Raw genomic sequence first — 22,724 nt, 5'->3', positions numbered from 1 at the left:
GAACCCCCTCACGCGTCGGGCGGGACGCTCGATGCGCGCGCCGGAGCCGGTCCGGGCCGGCGCGAGCCCACGGGCAGGATCGTACGGCCGTGTGTCTCGTTGATGACGGTCGCCGCCGAGGCGTACCAGGCGGCCAGTCCCGTGAGGATGCCGAGCCATCCGCCGACCTGGGTCAGGGCGTGCGGCTCGGCCCCGGTCTGGAACGCCCCGATGGCCAGGAAGACGAAGGTGAGCGTCAGCAGCACCAGCACGGCCAGCACGGCCAGGCTGACCCGCAGCGCGGCGACGGCCATGTAGGCGGTGAAGACGGCCCACCCGAGCAGGAACAGGCCGAGGGCGTTGTGTGCGTCACCGGCGAGGGCCAGGCGCGGCGCGATCCACCAGTAACCCAGCCAGAAGGCGCCGTACGAGACGAAGACCGTCGCACCGAACGTGTTGCCGCGCCGGAACTCGAACAGGCCCGCCGCGAACTGGGCGAGACCGCCGTAGAACAGGGCGAGTCCCAGCACCGGAATGATCGCGGCGCCCTCCTTGAGCAGGTTGGCGTTGATGACCGAGAGCAGCAGGGTGGTGAGGGCGAAGCCGGCCAGGCCCAGCGGGGCCGGGTCGCCGCAGACCGCCGGGCGCGGAGTGTGTGCGGGCGGCTGCTCCGGGTGCAGGCTCCTCGTGTCCTCGTTCATGACCGGCTTCCCTTGTCTCCGGTTGTTCACTTTTACGAAAAGTACCCGTTTGCCGCATTCATTAGGCATGTTCCGAACGGGGAAATGCGAGGCGCCGACGACGGGGACGAGGGGGCCGGGCCAGGGGGGCCGAGGGAGCCGGTCAGCCGGCCGTCGTCGCGACGGTGAGCCCGAACCCGATCAGTACGACACCCGTCACCCGGCCCAGCGCCCGGCGCACGCGCGGCGAGTGCACCAGCGGTCCGGCCTTGGCCAGCAGGAGGACACAGCCGCCCAGCCAGGTCAGGGTGAGGCAGATGTGCGGGAGGACGAGGAACGTCATGACCCACGCGGTCGGCAGCCGGGGTGGGGCCGGCGTGGGGAGCAGTCCGGTGCAGAAGACGGTGATCTTCGGATTGAGGGGGTTGCCGACGAGCCCGGTCCGCCATGGGTTGCCGACGCGGGTGGGAGTGCCGGTCTGCGTCGGCACGGTAGCGCCACGCCGGTGCGGCCACAGGGACTGCGCGCCCAGAGACCCAGATATCCGGCGCCGAGGAGCCTGACGGCCAGGTAGGCGCTCGGCGAGCCGGCGAGTACCGCCGCGAGTCCGGCCACGGTCAGCGCACCCCAGAGCAGCAATCCGGCCGCTGTCCCGCCCACGGTGCGCAGCGCGTCCCCGGTACCGGACGTGAAGGCGCGCCGGGTCACGACGGCCATGTCCGGTCCGGGCACGATGGTCAGCAGGGCGAGGACACGGATGTGATCGGTCCAGCGAAGGTTTCCTACCGATGGCCGTCGGAGAAACCGAACATTCGAGGACGTGGTGTCCGGCCGCTCATGCCGCCGGCGTGACGTCGCAGGGGCAGGGCCGGTACTCCAGGCCGAGTTCGCTGTCGACGGCGTGGCTGGTGCGGGTCGAGGCGTCGGCGACCTTCTCCCAGGAGCCGTACTTGGCGTAGAGCTGGTCGGCGGTGGGGCCGAGCGGGTTGCCGTACTTGGCCATGTTGCGCTCTTCGAGCTGCCGGACCTCCTCGGGCGTCATGCCGGCCCGGGTGATCTCCTTGGCCTCGTTGCGCAAGTCCACCAGCCGGCGGGCGATCTCCTCCGGACCGGCTCCCTCCGCGCGCATCTCGCAGCGCACACGGTCCATCTCGCCGATGAGCCCGAGGTACCGCATGCGGATGCCCCGCGCCTGCACCCGCTCCTGCGGGGTCTCGCGGCGGATCTGGCACACCACCGGCTCGGGGCTCGTACAGACTCCGGTGCTCGGCGGTGCCGTGGACAGCGGGGCCACGACCACCGGGCCGCCGCAGTAGTCCGCGCACTGGGCGGGTGCTGCCGCGATCGTGCTGGGCAGGGTGGTGGCGGCCACGGTGGCCAGCACGACGGCGGCGCGTCGCAGGACGTGCGGGGTGAAGGACGGTACACGCATGGTGCCAGATCTTCGGACGGGCGGGCTCCGGGGGCGAGTGGCGCGCGTGAAGATCACACGAGGGAGTGACACAGGCCGTCGGGCGTGCCTCGATCCGTCAACTCCCTTTGCCCGAAGGCGGGATACCGGCGGCGGCCCGCGCGCGGGGAACCGACCCGGGCGCCGCGACCAAGCCACCGCCGAGCCCCGGGGCTCGGGGCCCTCCCCAGCGTCCTGCCCGCCGGTTCCCTCAGGGCTCGCGGTGCTCGTGGGCCGCCTGTTCCAGTGCCGCCGCCTCGGCCTGGGCCAGGCGGGTCTCGCCCTCGACGTCGATCGAGCGGGTCAGCCACCAGTACAGCAGGGAGGACACCGGCAGGCCGATGAACAGGGAGATGTCGGCTCCGCCGAGGGCCTTGGCGGCGGGGCCGACGTACAGGGTGCCGACGGAGAAGAAGGGGATCATGGCCACGAAGCCGACCACGTAGGCGATGATGCCGTGCCAGCCCCAACGGCCGTAGATGCCATGGGGGTTGAAGATCTCGGCGATGGCGTAGTGGCCGCGGCGGACGACGTAGTAGTCCATGAGGTTGACCGCGGTCCACGGGATGAAGAGGTAGAGCACGAGCAGCAGGAAGTTGTTGAAGTTCTCAAGGAAGTTGGCGGTCGCGGCCAGCGCGCCGATCAGGGAGAGGGCCGCGGTCAGGCCGAGGGTCAGCAGGCGTACGCCCAGGGTCGGCCGCACCCGCTTGAACGAGTCGATGCCGCTGATGAGGGTCAGTGAACCGCCGTACATGTTCAGGGCGGTGACGGACACCAGGCCCAGGGCGGCGAAGAGCAGGACGATCGCGCCGAAGCCGTCGAACACCTTGTCGCCCGCGGCGTTGATGGACTTGATGGTGTCGAAGTCCTTGCCCGCCCAGGCCGCCAGCAGGGTGCCGAGGACCATCAGCCAGATGCCGCCGAGCGCGGAGCCGAAGTACGTCCAGTAGAAGGTCTTGCGGACCGTGACGCCCGGCGGCAGGTAGCGCGAGTAGTCGGAGACGTAGATGGCCCAGCTGATCTGGTAGCCGGCGACCACGCCGAACTGGGCGAGGAACGGCGTCCACTTGAAGGCGCCGAGGTCGAAGGAGCCCGCCGGGTAGTGCAGCGTGACGAGGACGCCGACGGTGAAGATCCCGAAGATGACGAGGAAGGTGTACGTCAGGATCCGCTCGGCCTTGTGGATGATGTCGTAGCCGACCAGTGCGATGACGAGCGCGACCACGGTGACCACGACGACCCACAGCTTGACGCTGCCGTGCAGGGTGGTGTGCAGGGAGTCGGCGGCGAGGATGCTGTTGAAGACGTTGAAGCCCGCGTACTGCACATAGGCGAACAGCCATACGAGGAGGGCGCCGACGTAACCGAACTGCGGGCGCGACTGGATCATCTGCGGCAGGCCCAGCTGTGGCCCCTGCGCCGAGTGGAAGGCCATGAAGAACGTGCCGACGACCGTGCCGGCGACGATGGCCAGCAGCGACCAGATCAGGTTGCCGCCCGAGGTGATGCTGATCAGCCCCACGGCCAGGGTGGCGATCTGGGCGTTGGACATGAACCACAGCGGGCCCAGATGCCAGAGCTTGCCGTGCCGCTCGTTCAGGGGGACGTAGTCGATCGACCGGACTTCGAGGCCTGACACCCTCGGCTCCGCTGAAGTGCTCATGACGCCTCCCGTGCCCGGTCCGTCCCTGAGGGACATTGTTCTCCCGCAGGGGCCCGCTGACGAGTGCTGAGGTGCGGGTTCGCGTGATCGTTATCGACGTCAGGCGGGAAACGCGTCCGAAAGGCGGACGAAGCGGTGGCCGGTGGCGAGCAGATGCGGGACGGCACTCGCGATACCCTCGGCCGTGCCGCCCTCGGGGTGGTTCATGTGACAGATGACGATGGAACCGCCCGGCGCCGCCGCGACGGTCTCGTGGACCTGCCGGTGGGTGAAGGTGGCGCCGCCGTCGCCGTTGACGGAGAAGCTGGCGAAGCGTTCCCCGAGGTCGCGGACGATGCGCGCCGCGACGTCGTCGCAGTACGCGGTGCCGGAGCGGAAGAACCGGGGCGGGGCGCCGAGCAGCCCGGTCAGCTTGGCCCGGTTCCCCGCGACCTCGTCGTACACCTCGCCCGCGCTGCGGGTGCCGGGGATGCCGTAGGCGGAGCGCCCGGAGACCGAGAGGGGGAGGTGGCGGGTGCCGTGGTTGGCGATCTCGAACTGCGGCTCGCCGGCCAGCCGGTGGAACTCCGCCGGATTCTCGTCGATCCAGCGGGAGTTGAGGAAGAGCGTCGCCGGGACCTGCCGCTTGCGGAGGAAGTCGATCAGCTCGCGGTCGAAGCCGCTGCCGCCGCGGCCGCCGCACGCGTCGAAGGTCAGCGCGATCTCGTTCTTCGCTGTCGGCAGGGAGTGCACCACTCCGGGCGCGTCGAAGCCCCAGGAGTGCGGCACGCTGTGTCCGTAGCGGGCCACGATCCGGGCGCGGGTGACGGTGGGTCCGGTCGCGGTCCCCGGCACCGGGGCCGTGGTGCCGGAGGCCTGCGGGGCCGGGGCCTGACCCGTCTGCGACGAGGCGGCGGAGGCGTCAGTGCCCTTCTTCTGGTCCGCGCACCCGGCGAGCAGACCGCCCGCCATGGCGGCGAGCACCACGCGACGACCGGCAGTCATCCGTCCGCACCTCCACACCTGATCCAACGCACCTGAACCGACGCACCTGATCGAACACACCTGGTGGAGGCCGCCTCAGCCGGCGGGCTCCCCCAGACGGCCACCGTACGCAGCGCACCGGCCCCGACCGTGAAGACGCAGGTAAGCGCCGGTAAGAGATCGTCCAGAATCACTCGACACGCGGCATGTTCCACTGCCGCGGCCTCCGCGACGGCAGCGGGCCGGCCACGCCGAAAGTTGGTTGAGAGGCCGCCCCGCGGTGCGGAAGGCTCTGGGTTCATGGAGTTCTTCTGCTACCACCGCGACCGCCCCGGCTCCTCGCCACTGCGCCAGGAACTGCTGGAGGACCACTGGTCCTACATGGACCGGTACGCGCGGGAGATGATCGCGCGCGGCCCCACCTTCGCCGCCGACGGTACGACGCCGACCGGCAGCGTGCACGTCGTCGACCTGCCGGACCCCGCCGCTGCGCGCGCGTTCGCCTTCGACGAGCCCAACTACCAGGCCGGCGTCTACCGGGACGTGCTGCTGCGCCGGTGGCACAACATGCTGGGGCGCACCATGTGGGACTTCCCCGGCGGCCGGACCGGCGGCAACCGCTACCTGGTGCTCGGCCTCGGCGCGGAGTCCGCCGCCGAGCCCGCGCTGCCGGCCGACCGGGACGAGCTGATCGCGTACGGACCGCTGCTGTCGGACGACGGTACGACCCGGCTGGGCACGGCGGCACTGGTCCGCGCGCCGGACCGGGACACGGCCCGAGCCGTCCTCGCCACCGACGGGCACGCGGCGGTGGAGGTCCACGACTGGGAGTTCGGGGGCCGCCGGACGGTCCGGTGACGTCGGGGTGGCCGGCCCGGCCGTCGAAGGACGTGGGCCCGTGATCAAAGGGCGGGCGGGACCCGGTCCTGTCGCGATACGGTCCGGCCATGCCCCTGTCAGCGAAGACCGCCTACTCCCCGTCCGCCGTCACCGCGGACGACGTCGACCTCGCCGTGCGGCTCGCCGTGGCCGTCCTGCGCGAGGCACCCCCGCACGCCTGGGACGGCAAGGCCGGCTCGCTGGACTGGGACTGCTGGGAGACGGTCGAGCATCTCGCTGACGACCTCTTCGCCTACGCCGCCCAACTGGGTCCCAGGACACCGCCGTTGGAAGGCGAAGTCCCCTTCGTCTGGCAGCGCCGACGGCCCGGCGGGCCGGCGAACGTGATCCACGCCGACCGTACGGCGGGGTCCGCCGGGCTGTTGCAGGTGCTGGAGGCGAGCGGCGCGCTGCTGGTCGCCATGGTGCGTACGACGCCCCCGGGGATCCGCGCCCACCACGTCTTCGGCGTCTCCGATCCCGAGGGGTTCGCGGCGATGGGGATCACGGAGACCCTCGTGCACACCTACGACCTGGCGCAGGGGCTCGGCCTGCCCTGGAGCCCGCCCGCCGATCTGTGCGCGCGGGTGCTCGCCCGGCTCTTTCCCGACGCCCCCGACTCCATGGATCCCTGGCGCACGCTTCTGTGGGCCACCGGACGCGGTGAACTGCCCGGCCGCTCCCGCCTGACGACCTGGCGCTGGGACGGCACGCCTCGCGCGTAGGCCCTGTCGTGACGCCGTCGGCGCTCCCGGCCGGAGCCGAGTGCGGCACCGCGGGTCAGGGGCGGGCGCGAACGCCGATGCCGCCGCAGACGACGAGGCTGTCGCCGGTGATGCAGCCGGCTGCGTCCGGGACGAGGAAGGCCACGGCTTCGGCGATGCAGGCGGGAGCGCCGACGGGGCCGAGCGGGAGCCCTGAAGCGGTTCCGCCTCCTGCACAACACCGCCTCGCTGCTGCCGGTCGGCTCGAAAAGCGGCTGCGGTTCCAGGAGGACATTCTGCCGCTCGTAGAGGCGGCGACGCACCGACCGATTCGCCCACGGGCGTACGTCCCCGGGCCGATGCCGGGCGGGGTGACGGCTCGTTAGTGTCGCGGCGTGCTCACTTCACCGGCCGACCCGCTCGGCCCCGCCGTTGCCCGCAAGGAGTTGCCCGTGACGAGGAGAACGACGTTCGCCGACTGGGCGTGCGGCGTGCTGTACGTCTTCCTGGTACTGGTCCTGCTGACGGGCGCACCGCGTGCCTCGGGCGTTCTGTACGCCGTCGGATGCCTGCTGGCGGTGAGTCTGCTGACCGGTGTCGTACGGCGGCGGCCGGCGGCGGCTCTGACGCTGACGCTGCTCGGGGCCACCGCCGCGGTGGTCATTCCGCACCGCCCCACCCCCATCACGCTGACGTTGCAGGGGCAGGCCCCGTTCCTGTCGTTCCTCGCGGCCGACCTCGCGCTGGGGTACATCGTCGCCACCCGGACCCGGCGGGCCGCCCTGGCCGCCGTGGCACTGGCGTTCACCGTGCAGTTGCTGGTGATCGGTGCCTTCTCCCACGGGGACTTTCTGGTCCTCAACGGCGCCATCGGCCTGCTGTCACTGATCGCGTCCTGCATGGTCGGGCTGCTGTTCCGCGAGCGCCGCGAGCATGCGGTGGCGCTGCGCGCGCAGGAGGTGGCGGAGGCCGTCACGGCCGAACGGCTGCGGATCGCACGGGAGTTGCACGACATGATCGCGCACAGCATCGGCATCGTCGCCATCCAGGCCGGGGTGGCCGGGCGGGTCATCGACACACAGCCCGGGGAAGCGCGCGAGGCGCTGCGGGCCATCGAGGCCACCAGCAGGCAGACCCTGTCCGGCCTCCGCCGCACCCTGGTGGCGCTCCGCCGGGCCGACCCGGACACGACGACGGCCGCGGCGGGCGCGGCGGGCTTGGCGGGTGCCGGGGAGGAGTCGCTCGCGCCCGTGCCGGGACTCGCGGATCTCGAACGGCTGGCGGCGGCGACCGCGGACGCGGGAGTACGGGTCGAGGTGCGGGTCGGCGGGGCGCAGCGGCCGTTGCCGGCCGAACTCGACCTGGCGGCCTACCGTATCGTGCAGGAGGCGCTGACCAACGTGGTCCGCCACGCGGGCACCGGCGCCTGCCGGGTGGCCGTCGACTACGGGGACGAGGAGCTGACGGTGGAGGTCGTCGACGACGGGCGGGGCGCCACCGGTGCCGGCCCGGGGCACGGCTTCGGCATCATCGGCATGCGCGAGCGGGCGGGGCTGCTGCACGGCCGGCTCAGCGCCGGGCCGCGTCCCGAGGGCGGCTTCCGGGTGGTGGCGCGGCTGCCGCTGCCGGAGTCCGTCGCGGCCGGGGCCGAGGCCCGATGAGCATCCGGGTGGTCCTCGCCGACGACCAGCCCCTGGTGCGGTCCGGGCTGCGTGTCCTCATGGCCGACCATCCCGACCTGGAGGTCGTCGGCGAGGCCGCCACCGGTGACGAGGCGGTCCGGCTGGTCGAGGAACTCGCCCCCGATGTCGTGGTGATGGACATCAGGATGCCCGGGACGGACGGCATCGAGGCCACCCGCCGGATCACGACCGGCCCGACGGCGGCCCGTGTCCTGGTCCTGACCACGTTCGACGAGGACGACCATGTGTACGGCGCGCTGCGGGCCGGGGCCGGTGGCTTCGCCGTCAAGGACATGGCGCTGGACGACATCCTCGGCGCGATCCGTGTCGTCGCCGCGGGAGACGCACTGATCGCGCCCGGCGTGACCCGCCGTCTGATCGCGGACTTCGTCGGCCGCCCCGCGGCCGCACCGGAGCGCCGCGTGCGGCGTCTGGCGGGCATCACCGAGCGGGAACGCGAGGTGCTGGCCCTCGTCGGACGCGGTCGCTCGAACACCGAGATCGCGGAGGACCTCTTCATCACGGTCGCCACGACCAAGTCCCACGTCTCGCGCCTGCTCACCAAACTGGGCGCCCGTGACCGGGTCCAGCTCGTGATCACCGCGTACGAGACGGGGCTGGTCGAACCGTACTGAGCCCTCACGTCGCGCGTACGCACCACTCGCGCCACTCCCCGACACCGGGTGAACGCACGGTTCAGGGGCCCGCGGTGGTGAGAACACCCTGGGCACAGTGGGGAAAGCCCCCGGTGGGGAACGGTGACTGGCAGGCTGTTTCGGCCGGACCTCCGTTCCCAGACTCGTGTGCATGACGATTTCCACCGACACCACAGGCACCGCCGAGACCGCCGAGACCGCTGACACCTCTGTCGCGTCCGGTGCCCCTGCCATCCGCTCCCATACGTCCGGCTCCGGCGGCGGCAGCGACTTCGCCCGGTTGTCCAGGCGCATCACCGAGGCGGGTCTGCTGGAGCGGCGCCCCGGCTACTACACGGCACGGCTCGGTCTGGTGATCGCGCTGCTGGCGGCCGGCTGGGGGACCTTCCTCGCGCTCGGCGACACGTGGTGGCAGCTGGCGGTGGCCGCGTTCCTGGCCTTGGTGTTCGGGCAAGTGGCCCTGGTGGCCCATGACCTGGCGCACCGGCAGGTCTTCGGTAGCGCCCGCAGGAGTGAGATCTGGGGGCGGCTCTTCGGCAATCTCGGGATCGGCATGAGCTACGGCTGGTGGATGAACAAGCACACCCGCCATCACGCCAACCCCAACCACGAGGAGCTCGACCCCGATGTCTCCCCGGACATCCTGGTGTGGTCCACCGAGCAGGCGCGCAACAGCCGGGGGCTGGCGCGGCTCATCGGCGGGCACCAGGCGCTGCTGTTCTTCCCGCTGCTGACGCTGGAGGGTTTCAATCTGCATGTCTCCGGCGTCCGGGCGCTGCGCTCGCCCTCGATGAAGAAGCGGTCGCTGGAAGGGGTCCTGCTCTTCCTGCACATCGCGGCCTATGTGTCGGCGCTGTTCCTGGTGCTCTCCCCCGGCAAGGCGGTGGCGTTCCTCGCCGTCCACCAGTGCCTGTTCGGTGTCTACCTCGGCTGCACCTTCGCGCCGAACCACAAGGGCATGCCCACCCTCACCGGTGACGACCGGCCGGACTTCCTGCGCCGCCAGGTGCTCACCTCCCGCAACGTGCGCGGCGGCCGGCTCACCGACGTGATGCTGGGCGGGCTCAACTACCAGATCGAACACCACCTGTTCCCCAGCATGCCCACGCCGCATCTGCGCCGTGCGCAGGTCGTCGTGCGCGAGTACTGCGCCGAGATCGGGGTGCCGTACCACGAGACCGGGCTCATCCGGTCCTACCGCGAGGCCCTCACCCACATGCACCGGGTGGGAGAGCCCATCAGGCGGCAGCGGCGGGCGTCCTGACGGCACATCAGACGAGGTGGAGTGAGGCCGCCGGGACGCCGGCAGGTCAGTCGGCCCGCACGGGATGACCGGAGTCCGTCTCCGTCACGGGCCGAACGGCCCTGTGCGGGCCGGGCGATGCGGCCGCGACGGCCGTGTCGTCCTGCTCCTCCGGGACGAAGACGGCCTCCCCGGTCAGCGCCTTCCTCGCACGCGCGGTGTCCAGCGCGCCCTCCCAGCGGGCCACGGCGAAGGCGGCCACGCAGTTGCCGAGGAGGTTGGTGGTCACGCGCATCGAGTCCATGACGCGGTCCACGCCGAGCAGCAGGGCGACGGCCCCGGCGGGGATGACCCCGAGTGCGGAGGCGGTCGCCGACAGGGCGAGGAACGCCGAACCCGGCACGCCCGCCATGCCCTTGCTGGTGAGCATGAGCATCAGCACGACGGTGATCTGCTGACCGATGGTGAGGTGGACGCCCACCGCCTGGGCCATGAACAGCGTGGCGACGGAGAGGTAGATCGAGGCGCCGTCGAGGTTGAAGGAGTAGCCGGTGGGCAGGACGAGGCCCACGGCGTCGTCGCGGCAGCCGGCGTGCCGCAGCTTCTGCATCATGCGGGGCATGACCGTCTCGCTGGAGGCGGTGCCCAGGGCGAGCACCAGCTCCTCGCGGGTGTAGCGGACGAACTTCCACAGGCTCAGCCCGGTGAACGCCTTCAGCGCCACCGCGAGCAGGGCGAGGAACAGCACGGCGACGCCGTAACAGACCGCGATGAGCTTGCCGTACGTCGACATGACGCCCAGGCCGTACTGGCCGACCAGGTGGGCGGTCGCGCCGAAGACCGCGAGGGGCGCGAGCCGCATGACGAAGCCGACGACCGCGAAGACGACCTCCTGCGCCTGCTCGACGGCCGGCAGGATCGCGGGCACCTTGGTGTGCCCGAGGTGCAGCAGGGCCGCCCCCACCAGGCAGGCCAGGACGAGGACTTGGAGCAGGGAGTTCTCGGCGAACGCCCCCACCGCGCTCTCGGGCAGCGAGTGCAGGACGAACTGGCTGGTGGACGGCAAGGATCCGCCGCCGGTCTTCGCGTCGACGGCCGAGGCGTCGAGCCGGGACGGATCCACGTGCATGCCCGCGCCGGGCCGGACGAGGTTGCCCGCCACCAGGCCGATCAGCAGGGCGAACGTCGTCGCCACCTCGAACCAGAGCAGCGCCTTGACGCCGATGCGGCCGAACGCCCGCAGGTTGCCGGCCTTGGCGATGCCGGTGACGACCACGCAGAACACCAGGGGTGCGATGACGGCCTTGATCAGCCGCACGAACCCGTCGCCGAGCAACTGGACTGCGGTGCCCACGTCGGGCCAGAGGCGCCCGACGACGACTCCGAGCACCAGGGCACAGGCCACCTGGGCGAACAGCGAGGTGCGCAAGAGACGCAGGGCGCGTCGCCGCAGGGACGGTACGGACAGCGACACGGGCATCCTCCGAGCCTTGATTCCGCCATGTGGAAAGCGCATTCCGATGGATGCCCGTAACTATGGATCAAGACACGACTCCACAGAAGTCCACGAGACCAGGCCGTGGAAATCTTGGATGTTCGTCCAAGCTCCGGCCGTCGCGCGAACGGTCAGGCGGCGGCGAGGAGTTCGAGGGTGTCGATCACGCGGTTCGAGAAGCCCCATTCGTTGTCGTACCAGGCGACCACCTTGACGTGCCGGCCGTCGACGCGGGTGAGGGCCGAGTCGAAGATCGAGGAGGCCGGGTTGCCGGTGATGTCGGAGGAGACGAGCGGGTCCTCGGAGTATTCGAGGATGCCGGCCAGCGGGCCCTGTGCCGCGGTGCGGTAGGCGGCCAGGACGTCGTCGCGGGTGACGTCGCGGCGGACGGTGGTGTTGAGTTCGACGAGGGAGCCCACGGGGACCGGCACCCGGATGGAGTCGCCGGACAGCCTGCCGTCGAGGCCCGGCAGCACCAGGCCGATCGCCTTGGCGGCGCCGGTCGTGGTCGGCACGATGTTCACGGCGGCGGCACGGGCGCGGCGGGCGTCGCGGTGCGGACCGTCCTGGAGGTTCTGCTCCTGGGTATAGGCGTGCACGGTCGTCATGAACCCGTGCTCGATGCCGGCGAGTTCGTCCAGCACGGCGGCCAGCGGCGCGAGCGCGTTGGTGGTGCAGGAGGCGTTCGAGACCACGGTGTGCAGGGCCGGGTCGTAGACGTCCGTGTTGACGCCGTAGGCGAGTGTGACGTCAGCGCCGTCCGAGGGTGCGCTGACGAGGACCTTGCGGGCGCCCGCGTCGAGGTGGGCGCGTGCGGCCTTGGCCGAGGTGAAGCGGCCGGTCGACTCCAGCACGATGTCCACGCCGAGGTCGGCCCACGGCAGTCGGGCCGGTTCGCGCTCGGCGAGCACCCGGATCCGGCGGCCGTCCACGACGAGGTCGTCCCCGTCGGCGGCCACCGGGCGGCCGAGCCGGCCGGACGTGCTGTCGTAGGCGAGGAGCCGGGCCAGGGCGGTGGGTTCGGTGAGGTCGTTGACGGCGACGACTTCGAGGGCGCTGTCGCGCTCCAGCAGCGCGCGCAGCACATTGCGTCCGATGCGGCCGAATCCGTTGATGGCGATGCGCGTCACGGGTGGTGTCCCTCCGGTTGATCACTGCGGGTCATCACCAGCGTCGCGTGCGACGTCCGGCCGTGGCAGTGTCCGGAGCGCCATGGTTCGCAAGGATCGCGCCACCCTCCGCGTCACACCGCTCTCGCGGTGCTCGTCGCCCTGGCTCCCGCCCGGTCATTCGCCCCGGGTGAAGGTGCGCCGGTACTCGCTCGGGGTGGTGCCGAGGATCTGCTGGAAGTGCAGGCGCAGATTGGCACCGGTGCCGAGTCCGACGTCGACGGCGATCTGCTCGATGCCGCGCTCGGAGCGTTCCAGCAGTTCGCGGGCCAGGTCGACGCGGGCGCGCATGACCCACTGCATCGGTGTGTAGCCGGTGTCCTCGACGAAGCGCCGGGAGAAGGTGCGCGGGGAGACGGCCGCGTGCCGGGCGAGCACGGCGAGGCTGAGGGGCTCGCCGAGCCGGTGCAGGGCCCATTCGCGGGTCGCGGCGAACCGTTCACCGAGCGGCTCGGGCACGCTGCGCGGCACGTACTGGGCCTGGCCGCCGCTGCGGTAGGGGGCGGCGACCAGGCGCCGGGCGGCATGGTTGGACGCGGCGACGCCGAGGTCGCCGCGGAGGATGTGCAGGCACAGGTCGATGCCGGAGGCGGCGCCGGCCGAGGTGAGGACGCTGCCCTCGTCGACGAAGAGCACGTTCTCGTCCACCTGGATCAGCGGATGCCGGGCCGCGAGTGCCCGGGTGTAGTGCCAGTGCGTCGTCGCGCGTCGGCCGTCGAGGAGACCGGTGGCGGCGAGGGCGAAGGCGCCCGTGGAGATGGCCGCGAGGCGCGCACCCCGGGCGTGGGCGGCGCGCAGCGCGTCGATGACGGCGGGCGGCGGGTCGTCGCGGTCCGGGTGCCGGTAGCCGGGGAGGAAGACGATGTCGGCCCAGGCGAGGGCGTCGAGGCCGTGGGCGACGTGGTACGACAGCCCGTCGCCGCCGGTCACGAGCCCGGGCGCCGCGCCGCACACCCGCACCTCGTACGGCATGCTCGCCCGGGTCGTGAACACCTGCGCGGGGATGCCGACATCGAGCGGCTTCGCGCCGTCGAGCACGAGGACGGCGACGCGGCGCAGACGGGAGGCGGACACGGCGACCAGGGTACGAGAGGGGTCCGACGGGGGTGTGAGGGGTGCGGGCGGCGGTCGTCGGGTCGGGTGGGGTCAGTCGGCCGTACGGCGCAGGACGAGGCAGGCGAAGCCGAAGACGTCGCGGTAGACGCGCAGCCACTCCTCGCGGTGGACCGCGGCTGCCTCAAGGGCCTCTTCGGCGTCGGGGTCGTCCGGGTGGTCCAGGGCCCAGGAGGACAGTGAGCCGGTCCAGGACCACTCGTAGTCGTCCAGCTCCTGACGGGTGCTCACATGGCCGTAGACGGGGGTCCAGCCGTCGGCGACCACCCGGTCCACGGTGGTGGGCAGGTCGGCGAACTCACCGAGCATCTTGACGGCTTCCTGGCTGGGTTCGCGCTCCCAGATGCCCTCGCCGACGAGGACCCGGCCGCCGGGGGCCAGGTGGGTGCGCGCCGCAGCCAGGGTGGGCAGCAGTCCACCGAAGGCGTGGGTGGCGCCGACGCTGAGGACGAGGTCGTGGGCGTCGGCGGCGCGGAAGACGGCGGCGTCCTCGCGGTGCAGGGTGAGGCGGTCGTGCACGCCGAGTTCCCTGGCTCGCTCGGCTGCCCGGGTCAGCGCGCCCTCGGAGAGGTCCACGCCGTCCGCGCGGACGCCGGGGTAGTCGGTCAGGGCGCGCACCAGCCATTCGCCGGCGCCGCAGCCGAGGTCGAGGACTCGGGCGTCCGCGCGGTGGAGGCCGCGCTGGAGGAGCCGGTGCACCGAGTCGTCGCACAGGGGCGCGGCGATCGGGTGGTCCGCGTGGGCGCGGCGGGAGATCAGATCACGGTTCACCCCGGGAGCATGCCAGCAGGCCCCACCCGTTCCGCAACTTGGTTGTGGAGATCACCCGTTGGTGTGTCCGCTGACGGAAGAGGGGCCGGTCGTCAGGCCGGCTCCGTCAGGTCCCGCAGGGCCGCGAACCAGGCGTCAGCAGGCTCCCCCACCTGGTGGCGGGTCAGCAGGCGGCGCGGGAAGGTCCGGGTGACCCGGAGTTCGGGCCCGGTGCCGCCGTCCAGTGTCACGGCGGACACTTCGAGCAGATGCGTGAGCGGCATCCCGGGGTCACCGCCGCTGCCGACGGCCGGGCCCTCGGGCGCCGGCGATCAGTCGGCGTCGGGTGAGCGTTCGAAGCGGCCGAGGTAGTTGAAGATGATCTGGCGGCCGGGCGAGGACGGGCTCGGTCTCGGGGTTGAGATAGCGCAGGAGCCCGAACCCGAGGCCCTTGTCCGGCATGCGGTCCAGCCGCCGCTGTACGGCGTGCGGGGTGTCGCCGGGCTCCAGGCGGACCGGGAACATGCTGGTGAACCAGCCGACGGTGTGCGCCAGATCGAGATCCTCCGCGATCTCCTCGCGGCCGTGTCCCTCGACGTCGACGAGGAAGGGCGCGTCCCGTACGGCGGCCGGGTCGTCGGGGAAGTGTGCCGTGCGCCAGGCGGCCACCGCCCGGCCGAGGGGCGCGACCAGCACCGCGTCGTGGAGCTGCCGCCAGTCCGCCAGGCGCCCGTTCTCACCACCGCTGTCTCCGGCGCCGGCGGATCCGTCGGCACCGGCATTTCCACCGGTTGCGGCGCCCGGCGGTGCCGGCACCACGTACGCGACGATCCGGCGGTCCCCGGGGGGTCCTCGCGCAGGACGACCGCGGCCCCGGCCACGCCTTCGGCGGCGGCGGCATGCGCCTCGACCTCGCCCAGTTCGACGCGGAGCCCGCGCAGTTTGACCTGGCCGTCGGTCCGTCCGGCGAACTCCAGCCGCCCGTCGACGGTACGGCGCACCAGGTCCCCGCTGCGGTACATGCGCGCCCCCGGTGGCTCGTACGGGTCGGCGACGAAGCGTCCGGCGGTGTCGGGCCGGGCCGGTTGCGGTAACCGCGGGCGACTCCGGCTCCGCCGATGTACAACTCCCCGTTCACGCCCGCCGGAACGGGGCGCAGGCGTGCGTCGAGGATCTGCACGTGTGTGCCGCGCGCGGGGGCGCGCCGAGCGGCGGGGTGCCGTCGCCGGGGCGCAGAGCGTCGCTCATCGTGGCGCAGACCGTCGTCCCGGTGGGCCCGCAGCCGTTGATCAGTGTCCGGTTCCTCGCCCAGGCCGTGGCCAGTTCCGCGCAGCAGGCCTCCCCCGCGACGATCAGTGTGCCGACGTCGCGCAACGCGTCCGGTGCCATGACGCCGAGCGCGGCGGGTGGCACGCTGAGGTGGCTGATCCGCTGATCGGCGGCGAGCCGCGCGAGTTCCGGTCCCGGCAGCAGCCGGCGTGCCAGGGCCAGGACGAGGGTGGCACCGGCCGTGAGCGCCATGCCGGTCTCCGCGAAGAAGGCGTCGAAGCCGGGCGAGGCGAACTGCAGCACACGGCTCGTGGCCGGGACACGCAGCGCGTCGGCCAGGTGGGCCGTCAGGTTGGCGAGCCCGGCCCGGGTGACGGCCACGGGTTTGGGGGTGCCGGTGGAGCCCGAGGCGTAGATGACGTAGGCGAGGTGCGCGGGCCGGACGGGAGTGGTGCGGTCCTCGTCCGTGGGGTCGGTCGCGGGCCGGGCGTCGTGGGCGCCCTCCGGTGCCGGAAGGTTGATCCGGGTGAGGGCGGGCGTCTCGGGCAGGTCGATGCGCGGGGCGGTCAGCAGCAGTTCCGGGCGGGCGCCGGTGAGGACCGTGGCGAGGCGTGCCGCGGGGTAGCCGATGTCCAGGGGCAGCACGGCCGCGCCCGTCTTCAGCACGGCCAGCACCGCGACGATCAGCTCGACCGACCGGTCCAGGGCCCGCGACGACACCCTCGGGGCCGACTCCGCAGGCGATGAGGCGGTGGGCCAGCCGGTTGGCGCGAGCGTTGAGGTCGCCGTAGGACACCTCGCCCGAGCCGAACCGTAGCGCGACGGGGCAGTGGCGGGGCCGGTAAGGGGACCGGGGCCGGTGCGCGGCATCGGGCCGTCCTCCTCGCTCGGCGGGCCGTGCGGCCTGTTGCACCGGTCCGGCCTGGGGGCACCAGTCTCCCCGAGGTCGGTGGCAGCGGCCTTCCGGCGGTCGGTGGCAAGGGTCTTCCGGCGGTCAGGGGCGGTCGTCAGGAGGCGGTGCGGGGCACCCCGGAGGCTCTCCCGGGGCCTGCTCGGCGGTTCCTGCGGACCTTTGGGCATGACCGCGACCTCACTGCGCGCCGGGAGGAGCGGGCGGCGCGCCGGTGTCCGCCCGGGCGTGCCGTTCCATCTCTCTTCTCAGGGACGCGGGGCGCATGTCGGTCCAGGTGCGGTCGACGTAGTCGAGGCACACGGCGCGCGACGCCGGGCCGTGTGCCGTGGCCCAGCCCGCGGGGACGTCGATGCCGACGGGCCAGAGCGAGTACTGCTCCTCGTCGTTGACGAGGACCAGGAACTCGCCCGCCTCGTCGTCGAAGGGGTTCTCCACCGGTTGTTCTCCTCGGGGACGTGAACCGCCTTGCTGATGCGGCACATTGGGGGAACCCGACACCTCGTGGTCCCCGTGGCTCTTGGTCGGGCGGCCAGCGCAGTCGCTTGTCACGGTACCGGGCCGGCCGTCGGACTCGCCGCCGTTTGCCGGGGGCCCGGTAGGCCGCCCGGGTGCCCGTCCAGGCCGTACACCGTCCGCAGCAGCGCATGGGGGACGGCCGTGTCGAGCGGGGTCGCCCCGGCCGGTGCCGGGTCCTGGACCGTCGCGGGTAACAGCAGTAACCGGGCGGCCAGTTCGGTCGCGAGGAGCCGGGCCGTCGCTTCCGGGTCCGCCGGTCGGACACCGCCCGGGCCGGCGGTGAGGGCGGCGACGACGGGTATGCGGCCGTCCGCGAGGAGCACACGCAGCACACCCGTATCGGCCACGAGGTCGCCGGACGCCGTACGGGTCAGCGTGCCGCCGTCCTCGCCCGTGATGCCGACGGCGAGAGGTCCATGGGCGTTGACGCGACCGACGAGCCGGGGCTGCACCAGGCCCGCGGTCACCCGGCGCAGCGCGGTGACCCGGTCCTCGCCGGGGTACGGTGCGACCGGCTCGGCTCCGGCGTCGTGCACGACGACCGGCCGGGCACCGTGGTAGCGCAGGAGCGCCAGGTCCTCGGCGAACGCCTCGCCGAGGGGGCCCGGTTCGAGGACGCACGGGCCGGCGACGACGACCACCACGGCACCGTACAGGCGGCCGATCTCCGGCAACGCGGCCACGAGTGCCCGCACGCCCCCGCCCGCGTCCCGTTCGGTGCCGTCGTCCGCCTCGCCGGTGCGGGGCCCGGGCCGGCTCAGGAGCCGGTCCTGCGGTGCAGCACGCCGGCGCTCCAGATCCGGTCGACCTTGCCCCAGCTCATGGCGGAGGCGACGTCCGGGAAGAAGCCGTGGCCGTTGAGGTTGGCGCTGGTGTTGCACAGGACGGGAACGCCGGTCAGCCGGTGGTAGGCGGTCAGCACCTCGGCCAGCAGCGGGTCGTCGTCCGCGGAGACCGTCTGCAGCCGGGCCGTGCCGTCGAGGTGGACGACCGCGGGGATCCTGTCGAGCCATGCGGGCCGCACCTCGTGCTCGAAGAGCATGTACGGGTCCGGGGTCCCGGGGGCGAAGACGGCGGGGGCCTCGTCGACGAGGCAGATCGGGGCGACCGGACGGTAGTGCTCGCGGCCCTTGATCCGGTTGAGTTCGTCCTTCATCGCCGCGCTGGTGGGGGCGGCGAGGATGCTGCGGCCGCCGAGCGCGCGCGGGCCGAGTTCGGCGCGCCCGTCGAGGACGACGACGGGCTCGCCGGACTCGTGCAGTTCCTGGGCGAGCCGGGCGGGTGTGCACGCGGTCGCGGTCCAGCCGTCGGGGGTCTGCGCGCTGGTCTGGAGGTCCGGGCCGAGCCGGACGTGCCAGTCGACGGGGCGCAGTCCCTCGTGCTGGGCCCGGCCGAGCACGGCGGCGCCGATCGCGGAGCCTGAGTCGTTGGGGAACGGCGGCACCCAGACGTCCGCGAACTCGGGCAGGGAACGCAGGGCGCTGTTCCACTTGATGTTCAGGGCGCAGCCGCCGGCGAAGCAGAGGTTCCAGGGCCCGGCGCCGCGGGCGGTGCGTACGGTGCGGGCGATGCGCTCCAGGAGCAGTTCCTGGAAGAAGGCGTGCACGCTGGCGAGTACGTCCTCGTCGGAGACACCCTGCGGCTCCACGCGCTCGCGCACGGCGTGGAAGAAGGCGTGCACGGGTGGCACGGACGGCTCGAAGAGGCTGCCGTAGCCGCCGACGGTGCGCCGGTACTCGACGGACTCGGGCAGGTCGCTCTCGAAGATCCGGTGGAACTCCTCGCGCAGCGCGGCGAGTGCGGCCTCGCGTGGCTGTCCGAGGGCGATGTACGCCATCAGCTTCCCGGCCACGGAGAGGTCGTCGACGGTGGGTGACTGGACGGTACGGCGGAACGGGCCGAAGTGGTGGCCGGCGATGGCGTAGGCGTGGCCGAGCAGCGGGAAGAGCGCGCCGAGGTTCTCCACGCCGGTCTCGGGGTCCAGCCAGTACAGGCGCGGGAAGAGTCCGCCGTCCCAGATGAGCACGAACGACGGTTCGCCGCGGCGGGCGAAAGGGCTGGAGCAGTATGCGCTGGCGAGATGTCCCGCGGCATGGGCGTAACTGGTGTAAGCGTAGGAACGGCCGTCCATCGGGAACTCGCCCGACGCGCCCGGTCGGGCCGGATCGGGGCAGGCCGCCGATTCCCGGTAGGGGCCGACGGTGAGTTCGACCGGGACCGAGGAGCTGAGCAGCGAAACCACTCCGGTGACATCGCCGTCCCAGCCGTCCACGACCCATTCGTCGACGTCCTGCGGTTTGTATCCGAAATCGGCGAGGATCCCGGGGATCTGACTGAAGTCGGAGACCGTGCTGTACCTCGGACCGTTGCCGATCTTTTCCATCTCGACGCTGAAAACGAGGCGATCGTCGTCGAGCAGGGCCACCGCTCCGTCGTGTGTGAGCTTGAGACCGCAGATAATCAACTTCTCACTCCCTGATCACCTTGGCAGAACAGCCGGTCCCGCATTCCCGGGCTGCCGAAACCGACGAGCAAGCGTTTTCCCGCTCTGCTCGAACTCACATACGCCAGGATTCCTGGATGTATCGCGAAAACGCTTCCGACCGAAACCCGCGTGTCACGACGCATCGGCGCCGCCGGACGCACCACCCGGGTCACCGCTGCGGCTGCCCGCGAAGCCCAGCCCGAAAGGCTGCTCCGCGGGCATGAGTTCGATCATGTTGATGTTGACGTGCGGGGGCTGGTCCAGGCACCACGCGACACTCTGTGCCACGTCGTCCGCCGAGAGCGGGGTGAGTCCGTCATAGAGCGCCTCCGCCCGCTGCAGGTCCCCCTCGTAGCGGACCCGGGCGAATTCCGTCTTCGCCATGCCGGGGGCGACACAGCTGACCCGGACGCCGGTGCCCTGGAGGTCGACGCGCATGTTCAGGGACAGTTGGTGCACGAACGCCTTGGTGGCGGCGTAGACGTTCCCGCCCATGTAGGGGTATTCGGCGGCGATGGAACCCACGTTGACCACGTGACCGGAGCCGCGGGCGACGAGGCGGGGCAGCACGGCCTCGGTCAGGTTGAGCACGCCGGTGATGTTCGTGTCGATCATTTCGCGCCAGTGCGCGGCGGCACCCTGCTGCACGGGACCGAATCCCCTGGACAGACCCGCGTTGTTCACCAGCACCGAGATGTCGCGGTATTCGTCCGGCAGTTCGGAAACCGCGCGGCCGACCGCGTTCCGGTCCCTCACATCGGCGACGACAGGGAGAATGGCTCGATATGGATCCTCTTCCGCGAGCACTTCGAGGAGTTCCGCACGGCGAGCGAGGGCAATCACACCGAACCCGCCGGCCGACAGCACCTGCGCGATCCGCGCGCCGAACCCGGACGAGGCCCCGGAAACCAGCGCGATGCCCCGGCATTCCCTGACGTCCGACATATCCCCCCTCGTTCCCCTCTGCACGGGTCGCAGAGTTTCACGTGCGCACGCACCCCAGGTCAAGGACGCATTTTTCGCAACCGGAACAGGGCGGGTTCCCCGCACGGCCGGTCGGCAACGGCAGCACATTTCGAGTCAAAAACTCTTCAAGATAAGGAAGAAGAAGCGCTCACATCATGAACACCCGTAACTCCTTGCCAGTCAAGCATGGCCTCACACAAGTCGTACCTGTGACGCACGTCACAGGTACGCTCTATGGCGACCCGTTGGAGATCATGACTACAGTCGAACGCCAAGTCCCAGCAAAACGCTCGAAATCCCGAGGCGAATACGGGCAGATATCACGCCCGAAACGCCCGGATCGAATGCCTCGCGGGAAACGGGTGAGCAGGCCGGCCCCGCTGTGTGCCACCGTCGCCTGTGCCACGCCGCCCTCTCTCGTCAGGCCCGAATCCCCTCTCCGGCGCGGGCCCGACCCGGATTTCGATCACAGCCTCATGAGCCGACCCCCGTCTGACCACCGGCCTCGACTCGCAAGGGAACGCAGAGTGCCCGTCATCCAGAAACGTCACCTACGCGCGTCCGTCGTAGCCCAGCCACTGCTGCACCGCTGGTATGCCTGGCCCTATCTGCTGGCCCCCCACACCGGGGCGCTGAACCTGCGCGAACGGCTGCTGCCCATCCTCCGCAACTACCTGCTGTCCCCTGCCCTGCACCAGAGCGCCCTCGCCGATCCGGCCCGTTACGGCGGCCCGTTCCTCGACCCCGGCGACGCGGACACCGCCGAGGTGGAGTCGCTGCTGGAGACGACCGAGCGCGACGCGGCGGCACGGCTCGCCCTCGCGGACGACATCGACCGGCTGCGTACCCTGCTGGCGGAGCAGGCCACGGGCGGCGCGCTGGAGGCGCTGTACCCCCAGGTGCCCGAATCCCTGCGCGGCTGCGTCGAGTTGGTCTACGACCTCGCCAACCACCCCTCCTTCCGCTTCTTCGAGCCGCTGCTGTACCGCTCCGCCGCGTTCGAGGAGCACGGCCAGACCCTCTCGCTGACCGCCGTCCCGCCCCGCGGCCAGCCCTTCGTCTACGGCAGCCCCGTGCTGCCCGGCACCGGTCGGCTCGACATCGGCGTGCCGTTCCGCGCCGACGTGTGGGACGACGTCTTCGCCGCCCGTCTCCAGCCGGTGGACACCGGCGAACTGGCCGAACGGCTGGGCCTCGACACCGGCGCGGCGGCCCGCTTCGAGGAGCTCTTCCACGACCCGGCCCCGCACCCGTACCCCGCGGTTCCTGAAGGCCGGGTCCGTATGCGCTACTTCGGGCATGCCGCTGTCCTGATCGAGACCTCGACGGGTTCCGTCCTGCTGGACCCGCTCATCGGCTACCGCGACGACGGGCACGAGCACTTCACCGTGGCCGACCTGCCGCACCACATCGACGCCGTCGTGATCAGCCACTTCCACTCGGACCACTTCTCGCTGGAGACCCTGCTCCAACTGCGCACCCGCATCGGCACGATCGTGGTGCCCCGCGCCTCCGGCGGCACGCTCCAGGACCCCAGCCTGAAGGTGATGCTCCAGGCTCTGGGCTTTCCCCGGGTGGTGGAGCTGGGCGAGCTGGAGACCCACCCGGCGGCCGAGGGACTCGACGTCGTCGCGCTGCCCTTCCTCGGGGAACACGCCGACCTCGACATCCGCACCAAGATGGTCCCGCTGGTCCGCGCGCTCGGCCGGTCCTTCATGTTCGCCACCGACATCACCCCGGTCGAACCTGCCCTCTACGACCGGGTGCGGGACATCGCCGGCGAGGTGGACGCGCTCTTCGTCGGACTGGAGTGCGTCGGCGCGCCGTTGGGCTGGCTCTACGGCCCGCTGATGGAGGTCAAGCTGTCCCGCGAGCACAACAAGGCGCGCCGCCTGAAGGGTTCGGACGCGGCCCTGGCCGACCGGCTGGCCCGGCAGGTGGGCGCGCGGCACGTCTACGCGTACGCCATGGGCCTCGAACCATGGCTCAAACACCTCACCGGCTCCGAGTACGACGCCGCGTCCGAACCGGTGCGGCAGAGCCGGGTGCTGGCGGAGTTGTGCGAGCGACGCTCGGTGGGCTCGGAGCTGCTGTACCGTCAGGCCGAACGGGTCTGGCCGGCCGCCGGGCGCCGGTCCTGAGCGGGCCG

19 protein-coding genes and 2 pseudogenes are annotated in these 22,724 nt (G+C 71.8%); 6 read left to right on the top strand and 15 right to left on the bottom strand.

The annotated features are described in order from the left end of the window. Positions 1 to 8 precede the first annotated feature (8 nt). The 5 genes and pseudogenes from AC4OXY_RS44160 to AC4OXY_RS44140 form a co-directional block, all read right to left on the bottom strand. Complete coding sequence (locus tag AC4OXY_RS44160) at positions 9 to 680, bottom strand: acetate uptake transporter (RefSeq protein WP_356035859.1); 672 nt, start codon at positions 678 to 680, stop codon at positions 9 to 11. 142 nt (positions 681 to 822) lie between these two features. Next, positions 823 to 1,376 (bottom strand): annotated as a pseudogene (locus AC4OXY_RS44155) (LysE family translocator). 118 nt (positions 1,377 to 1,494) lie between these two features. Further along, complete coding sequence (locus tag AC4OXY_RS44150) at positions 1,495 to 2,091, bottom strand: hypothetical protein (protein ID WP_491992545.1); 597 nt, start codon at positions 2,089 to 2,091, stop codon at positions 1,495 to 1,497. 229 nt (positions 2,092 to 2,320) lie between these two features. After that, on the bottom strand, positions 2,321 to 3,772 hold the full coding sequence (locus tag AC4OXY_RS44145; protein ID WP_491992544.1) for a purine-cytosine permease family protein: 1,452 nt from the start codon (positions 3,770 to 3,772) through the stop codon (positions 2,321 to 2,323). 99 nt (positions 3,773 to 3,871) lie between these two features. After that, the gene (locus AC4OXY_RS44140) at positions 3,872 to 4,756 is read right to left on the bottom strand and encodes a polysaccharide deacetylase family protein (protein ID WP_491992543.1); all 885 of its coding nucleotides are present in this window, start codon (positions 4,754 to 4,756) and stop codon (positions 3,872 to 3,874) included. A 279-nt stretch (positions 4,757 to 5,035) separates the two neighbouring features. Here AC4OXY_RS44140 and AC4OXY_RS44135 point away from each other — a divergent pair, with 279 nt between their 5' ends. From AC4OXY_RS44135 to AC4OXY_RS44115, 5 genes are all read left to right on the top strand, one after another. Further along, positions 5,036 to 5,593, top strand: a complete 558-nt coding sequence (locus AC4OXY_RS44135; protein WP_491992542.1) for a YciI family protein — start codon at positions 5,036 to 5,038, stop codon at positions 5,591 to 5,593. An 89-nt stretch (positions 5,594 to 5,682) separates the two neighbouring features. Further along, on the top strand, positions 5,683 to 6,339 hold the full coding sequence (locus AC4OXY_RS44130) for a DinB family protein (protein ID WP_356035845.1): 657 nt from the start codon (positions 5,683 to 5,685) through the stop codon (positions 6,337 to 6,339). A gap of 431 nt (positions 6,340 to 6,770) precedes the next feature. Then, a complete protein-coding gene (locus tag AC4OXY_RS44125; protein ID WP_491992541.1) occupies positions 6,771 to 7,979 on the top strand; it encodes a sensor histidine kinase in 1,209 nt (402 codons plus the stop codon). Next, positions 7,976 to 8,635, top strand: a complete 660-nt coding sequence (locus tag AC4OXY_RS44120) for a response regulator (protein ID WP_356035840.1) — start codon at positions 7,976 to 7,978, stop codon at positions 8,633 to 8,635. The genes AC4OXY_RS44125 and AC4OXY_RS44120 overlap by 4 nt, the downstream gene beginning before the upstream one ends. A 172-nt stretch (positions 8,636 to 8,807) precedes the next feature. After that, the gene (locus tag AC4OXY_RS44115) at positions 8,808 to 9,920 is read left to right on the top strand and encodes a fatty acid desaturase family protein (protein WP_491992540.1); all 1,113 of its coding nucleotides are present in this window, start codon (positions 8,808 to 8,810) and stop codon (positions 9,918 to 9,920) included. A gap of 46 nt (positions 9,921 to 9,966) precedes the next feature. Here AC4OXY_RS44115 and AC4OXY_RS44110 read toward each other — a convergent pair whose 3' ends face one another. From AC4OXY_RS44110 to AC4OXY_RS44065, 10 genes and pseudogenes are all read right to left on the bottom strand, one after another. Next, a complete protein-coding gene (locus AC4OXY_RS44110; RefSeq protein ID WP_356035834.1) occupies positions 9,967 to 11,379 on the bottom strand; it encodes a cation:dicarboxylate symporter family transporter in 1,413 nt (470 codons plus the stop codon). Positions 11,380 to 11,525: 146 nt separating this feature from the next. Continuing rightward, positions 11,526 to 12,524: a type I glyceraldehyde-3-phosphate dehydrogenase gene (gene gap, locus AC4OXY_RS44105; RefSeq protein ID WP_362817859.1), complete on the bottom strand. Its 999-nt coding sequence runs from the start codon at positions 12,522 to 12,524 to the stop codon at positions 11,526 to 11,528. Between the two features lie 156 nt (positions 12,525 to 12,680). Beyond that, positions 12,681 to 13,637 (bottom strand): GlxA family transcriptional regulator, encoded by a 957-nt coding sequence (locus AC4OXY_RS44100; protein WP_356035829.1) that lies wholly within the window; start codon positions 13,635 to 13,637, stop codon positions 12,681 to 12,683. A gap of 72 nt (positions 13,638 to 13,709) precedes the next feature. Beyond that, entirely contained in the window at positions 13,710 to 14,447 is a 738-nt protein-coding gene (locus AC4OXY_RS44095) for an SAM-dependent methyltransferase (RefSeq protein ID WP_356035827.1), read from the bottom strand. 92 nt (positions 14,448 to 14,539) lie between these two features. Further along, positions 14,540 to 14,710: a hypothetical protein gene (locus AC4OXY_RS44090; protein WP_356035824.1), complete on the bottom strand. Its 171-nt coding sequence runs from the start codon at positions 14,708 to 14,710 to the stop codon at positions 14,540 to 14,542. A gap of 505 nt (positions 14,711 to 15,215) precedes the next feature. Continuing rightward, positions 15,216 to 16,565: pseudogene (locus AC4OXY_RS44085) on the bottom strand (amino acid adenylation domain-containing protein); the annotation flags it as partial. A 220-nt stretch (positions 16,566 to 16,785) separates the two neighbouring features. Further along, positions 16,786 to 17,043: an MbtH family protein gene (locus AC4OXY_RS44080; RefSeq protein WP_491992539.1), complete on the bottom strand. Its 258-nt coding sequence runs from the start codon at positions 17,041 to 17,043 to the stop codon at positions 16,786 to 16,788. Positions 17,044 to 17,153: 110 nt separating this feature from the next. Continuing rightward, the gene (locus AC4OXY_RS44075; RefSeq protein WP_362817857.1) at positions 17,154 to 17,819 is read right to left on the bottom strand and encodes an amino acid kinase family protein; all 666 of its coding nucleotides are present in this window, start codon (positions 17,817 to 17,819) and stop codon (positions 17,154 to 17,156) included. 62 nt (positions 17,820 to 17,881) lie between these two features. Continuing rightward, positions 17,882 to 19,588, bottom strand: coding sequence for a carbamoyltransferase N-terminal domain-containing protein (locus AC4OXY_RS44070; RefSeq protein WP_376291814.1), 1,707 nt, complete (start codon positions 19,586 to 19,588; stop codon positions 17,882 to 17,884). 153 nt (positions 19,589 to 19,741) lie between these two features. Next, positions 19,742 to 20,554, bottom strand: a complete 813-nt coding sequence (locus AC4OXY_RS44065) for an SDR family NAD(P)-dependent oxidoreductase (RefSeq protein ID WP_491992538.1) — start codon at positions 20,552 to 20,554, stop codon at positions 19,742 to 19,744. 548 nt (positions 20,555 to 21,102) lie between these two features. Between AC4OXY_RS44065 and AC4OXY_RS44060 the strand changes: the two genes are divergently transcribed. After that, positions 21,103 to 22,716: an MBL fold metallo-hydrolase gene (locus tag AC4OXY_RS44060; protein WP_491992537.1), complete on the top strand. Its 1,614-nt coding sequence runs from the start codon at positions 21,103 to 21,105 to the stop codon at positions 22,714 to 22,716. The last annotated feature ends 8 nt before the right edge of the window (positions 22,717 to 22,724 follow it).

The organism is Streptomyces sp. HUAS MG56 (assembly GCF_058673395.1).
This window is presented reverse-complemented; position numbering and strand designations above follow the sequence as displayed.

Bases quoted from the DNA above. Each gene is read 5' to 3' on its own strand.
- AC4OXY_RS44160 (WP_356035859.1), bottom strand. From the start codon at position 680: ATGAACGAGGACACGAGGAGCCTGCACCCGGAGCAGCCGCCCGCACAC.
- AC4OXY_RS44150 (WP_491992545.1), bottom strand. From the start codon at position 2,091: ATGCGTGTACCGTCCTTCACCCCGCACGTCCTGCGACGCGCCGCCGTC.
- AC4OXY_RS44145 (WP_491992544.1), bottom strand. From the start codon at position 3,772: ATGAGCACTTCAGCGGAGCCGAGGGTGTCAGGCCTCGAAGTCCGGTCG.
- AC4OXY_RS44140 (WP_491992543.1), bottom strand. From the start codon at position 4,756: ATGACTGCCGGTCGTCGCGTGGTGCTCGCCGCCATGGCGGGCGGTCTG.
- AC4OXY_RS44135 (WP_491992542.1), top strand. From the start codon at position 5,036: ATGGAGTTCTTCTGCTACCACCGCGACCGCCCCGGCTCCTCGCCACTG.
- AC4OXY_RS44130 (WP_356035845.1), top strand. From the start codon at position 5,683: ATGCCCCTGTCAGCGAAGACCGCCTACTCCCCGTCCGCCGTCACCGCG.
- AC4OXY_RS44120 (WP_356035840.1), top strand. From the start codon at position 7,976: ATGAGCATCCGGGTGGTCCTCGCCGACGACCAGCCCCTGGTGCGGTCC.
- AC4OXY_RS44115 (WP_491992540.1), top strand. From the start codon at position 8,808: ATGACGATTTCCACCGACACCACAGGCACCGCCGAGACCGCCGAGACC.
- AC4OXY_RS44110 (WP_356035834.1), bottom strand. From the start codon at position 11,379: ATGCCCGTGTCGCTGTCCGTACCGTCCCTGCGGCGACGCGCCCTGCGT.
- AC4OXY_RS44090 (WP_356035824.1), bottom strand. From the start codon at position 14,710: ATGCCGCTCACGCATCTGCTCGAAGTGTCCGCCGTGACACTGGACGGC.
- AC4OXY_RS44065 (WP_491992538.1), bottom strand. From the start codon at position 20,554: ATGTCGGACGTCAGGGAATGCCGGGGCATCGCGCTGGTTTCCGGGGCC.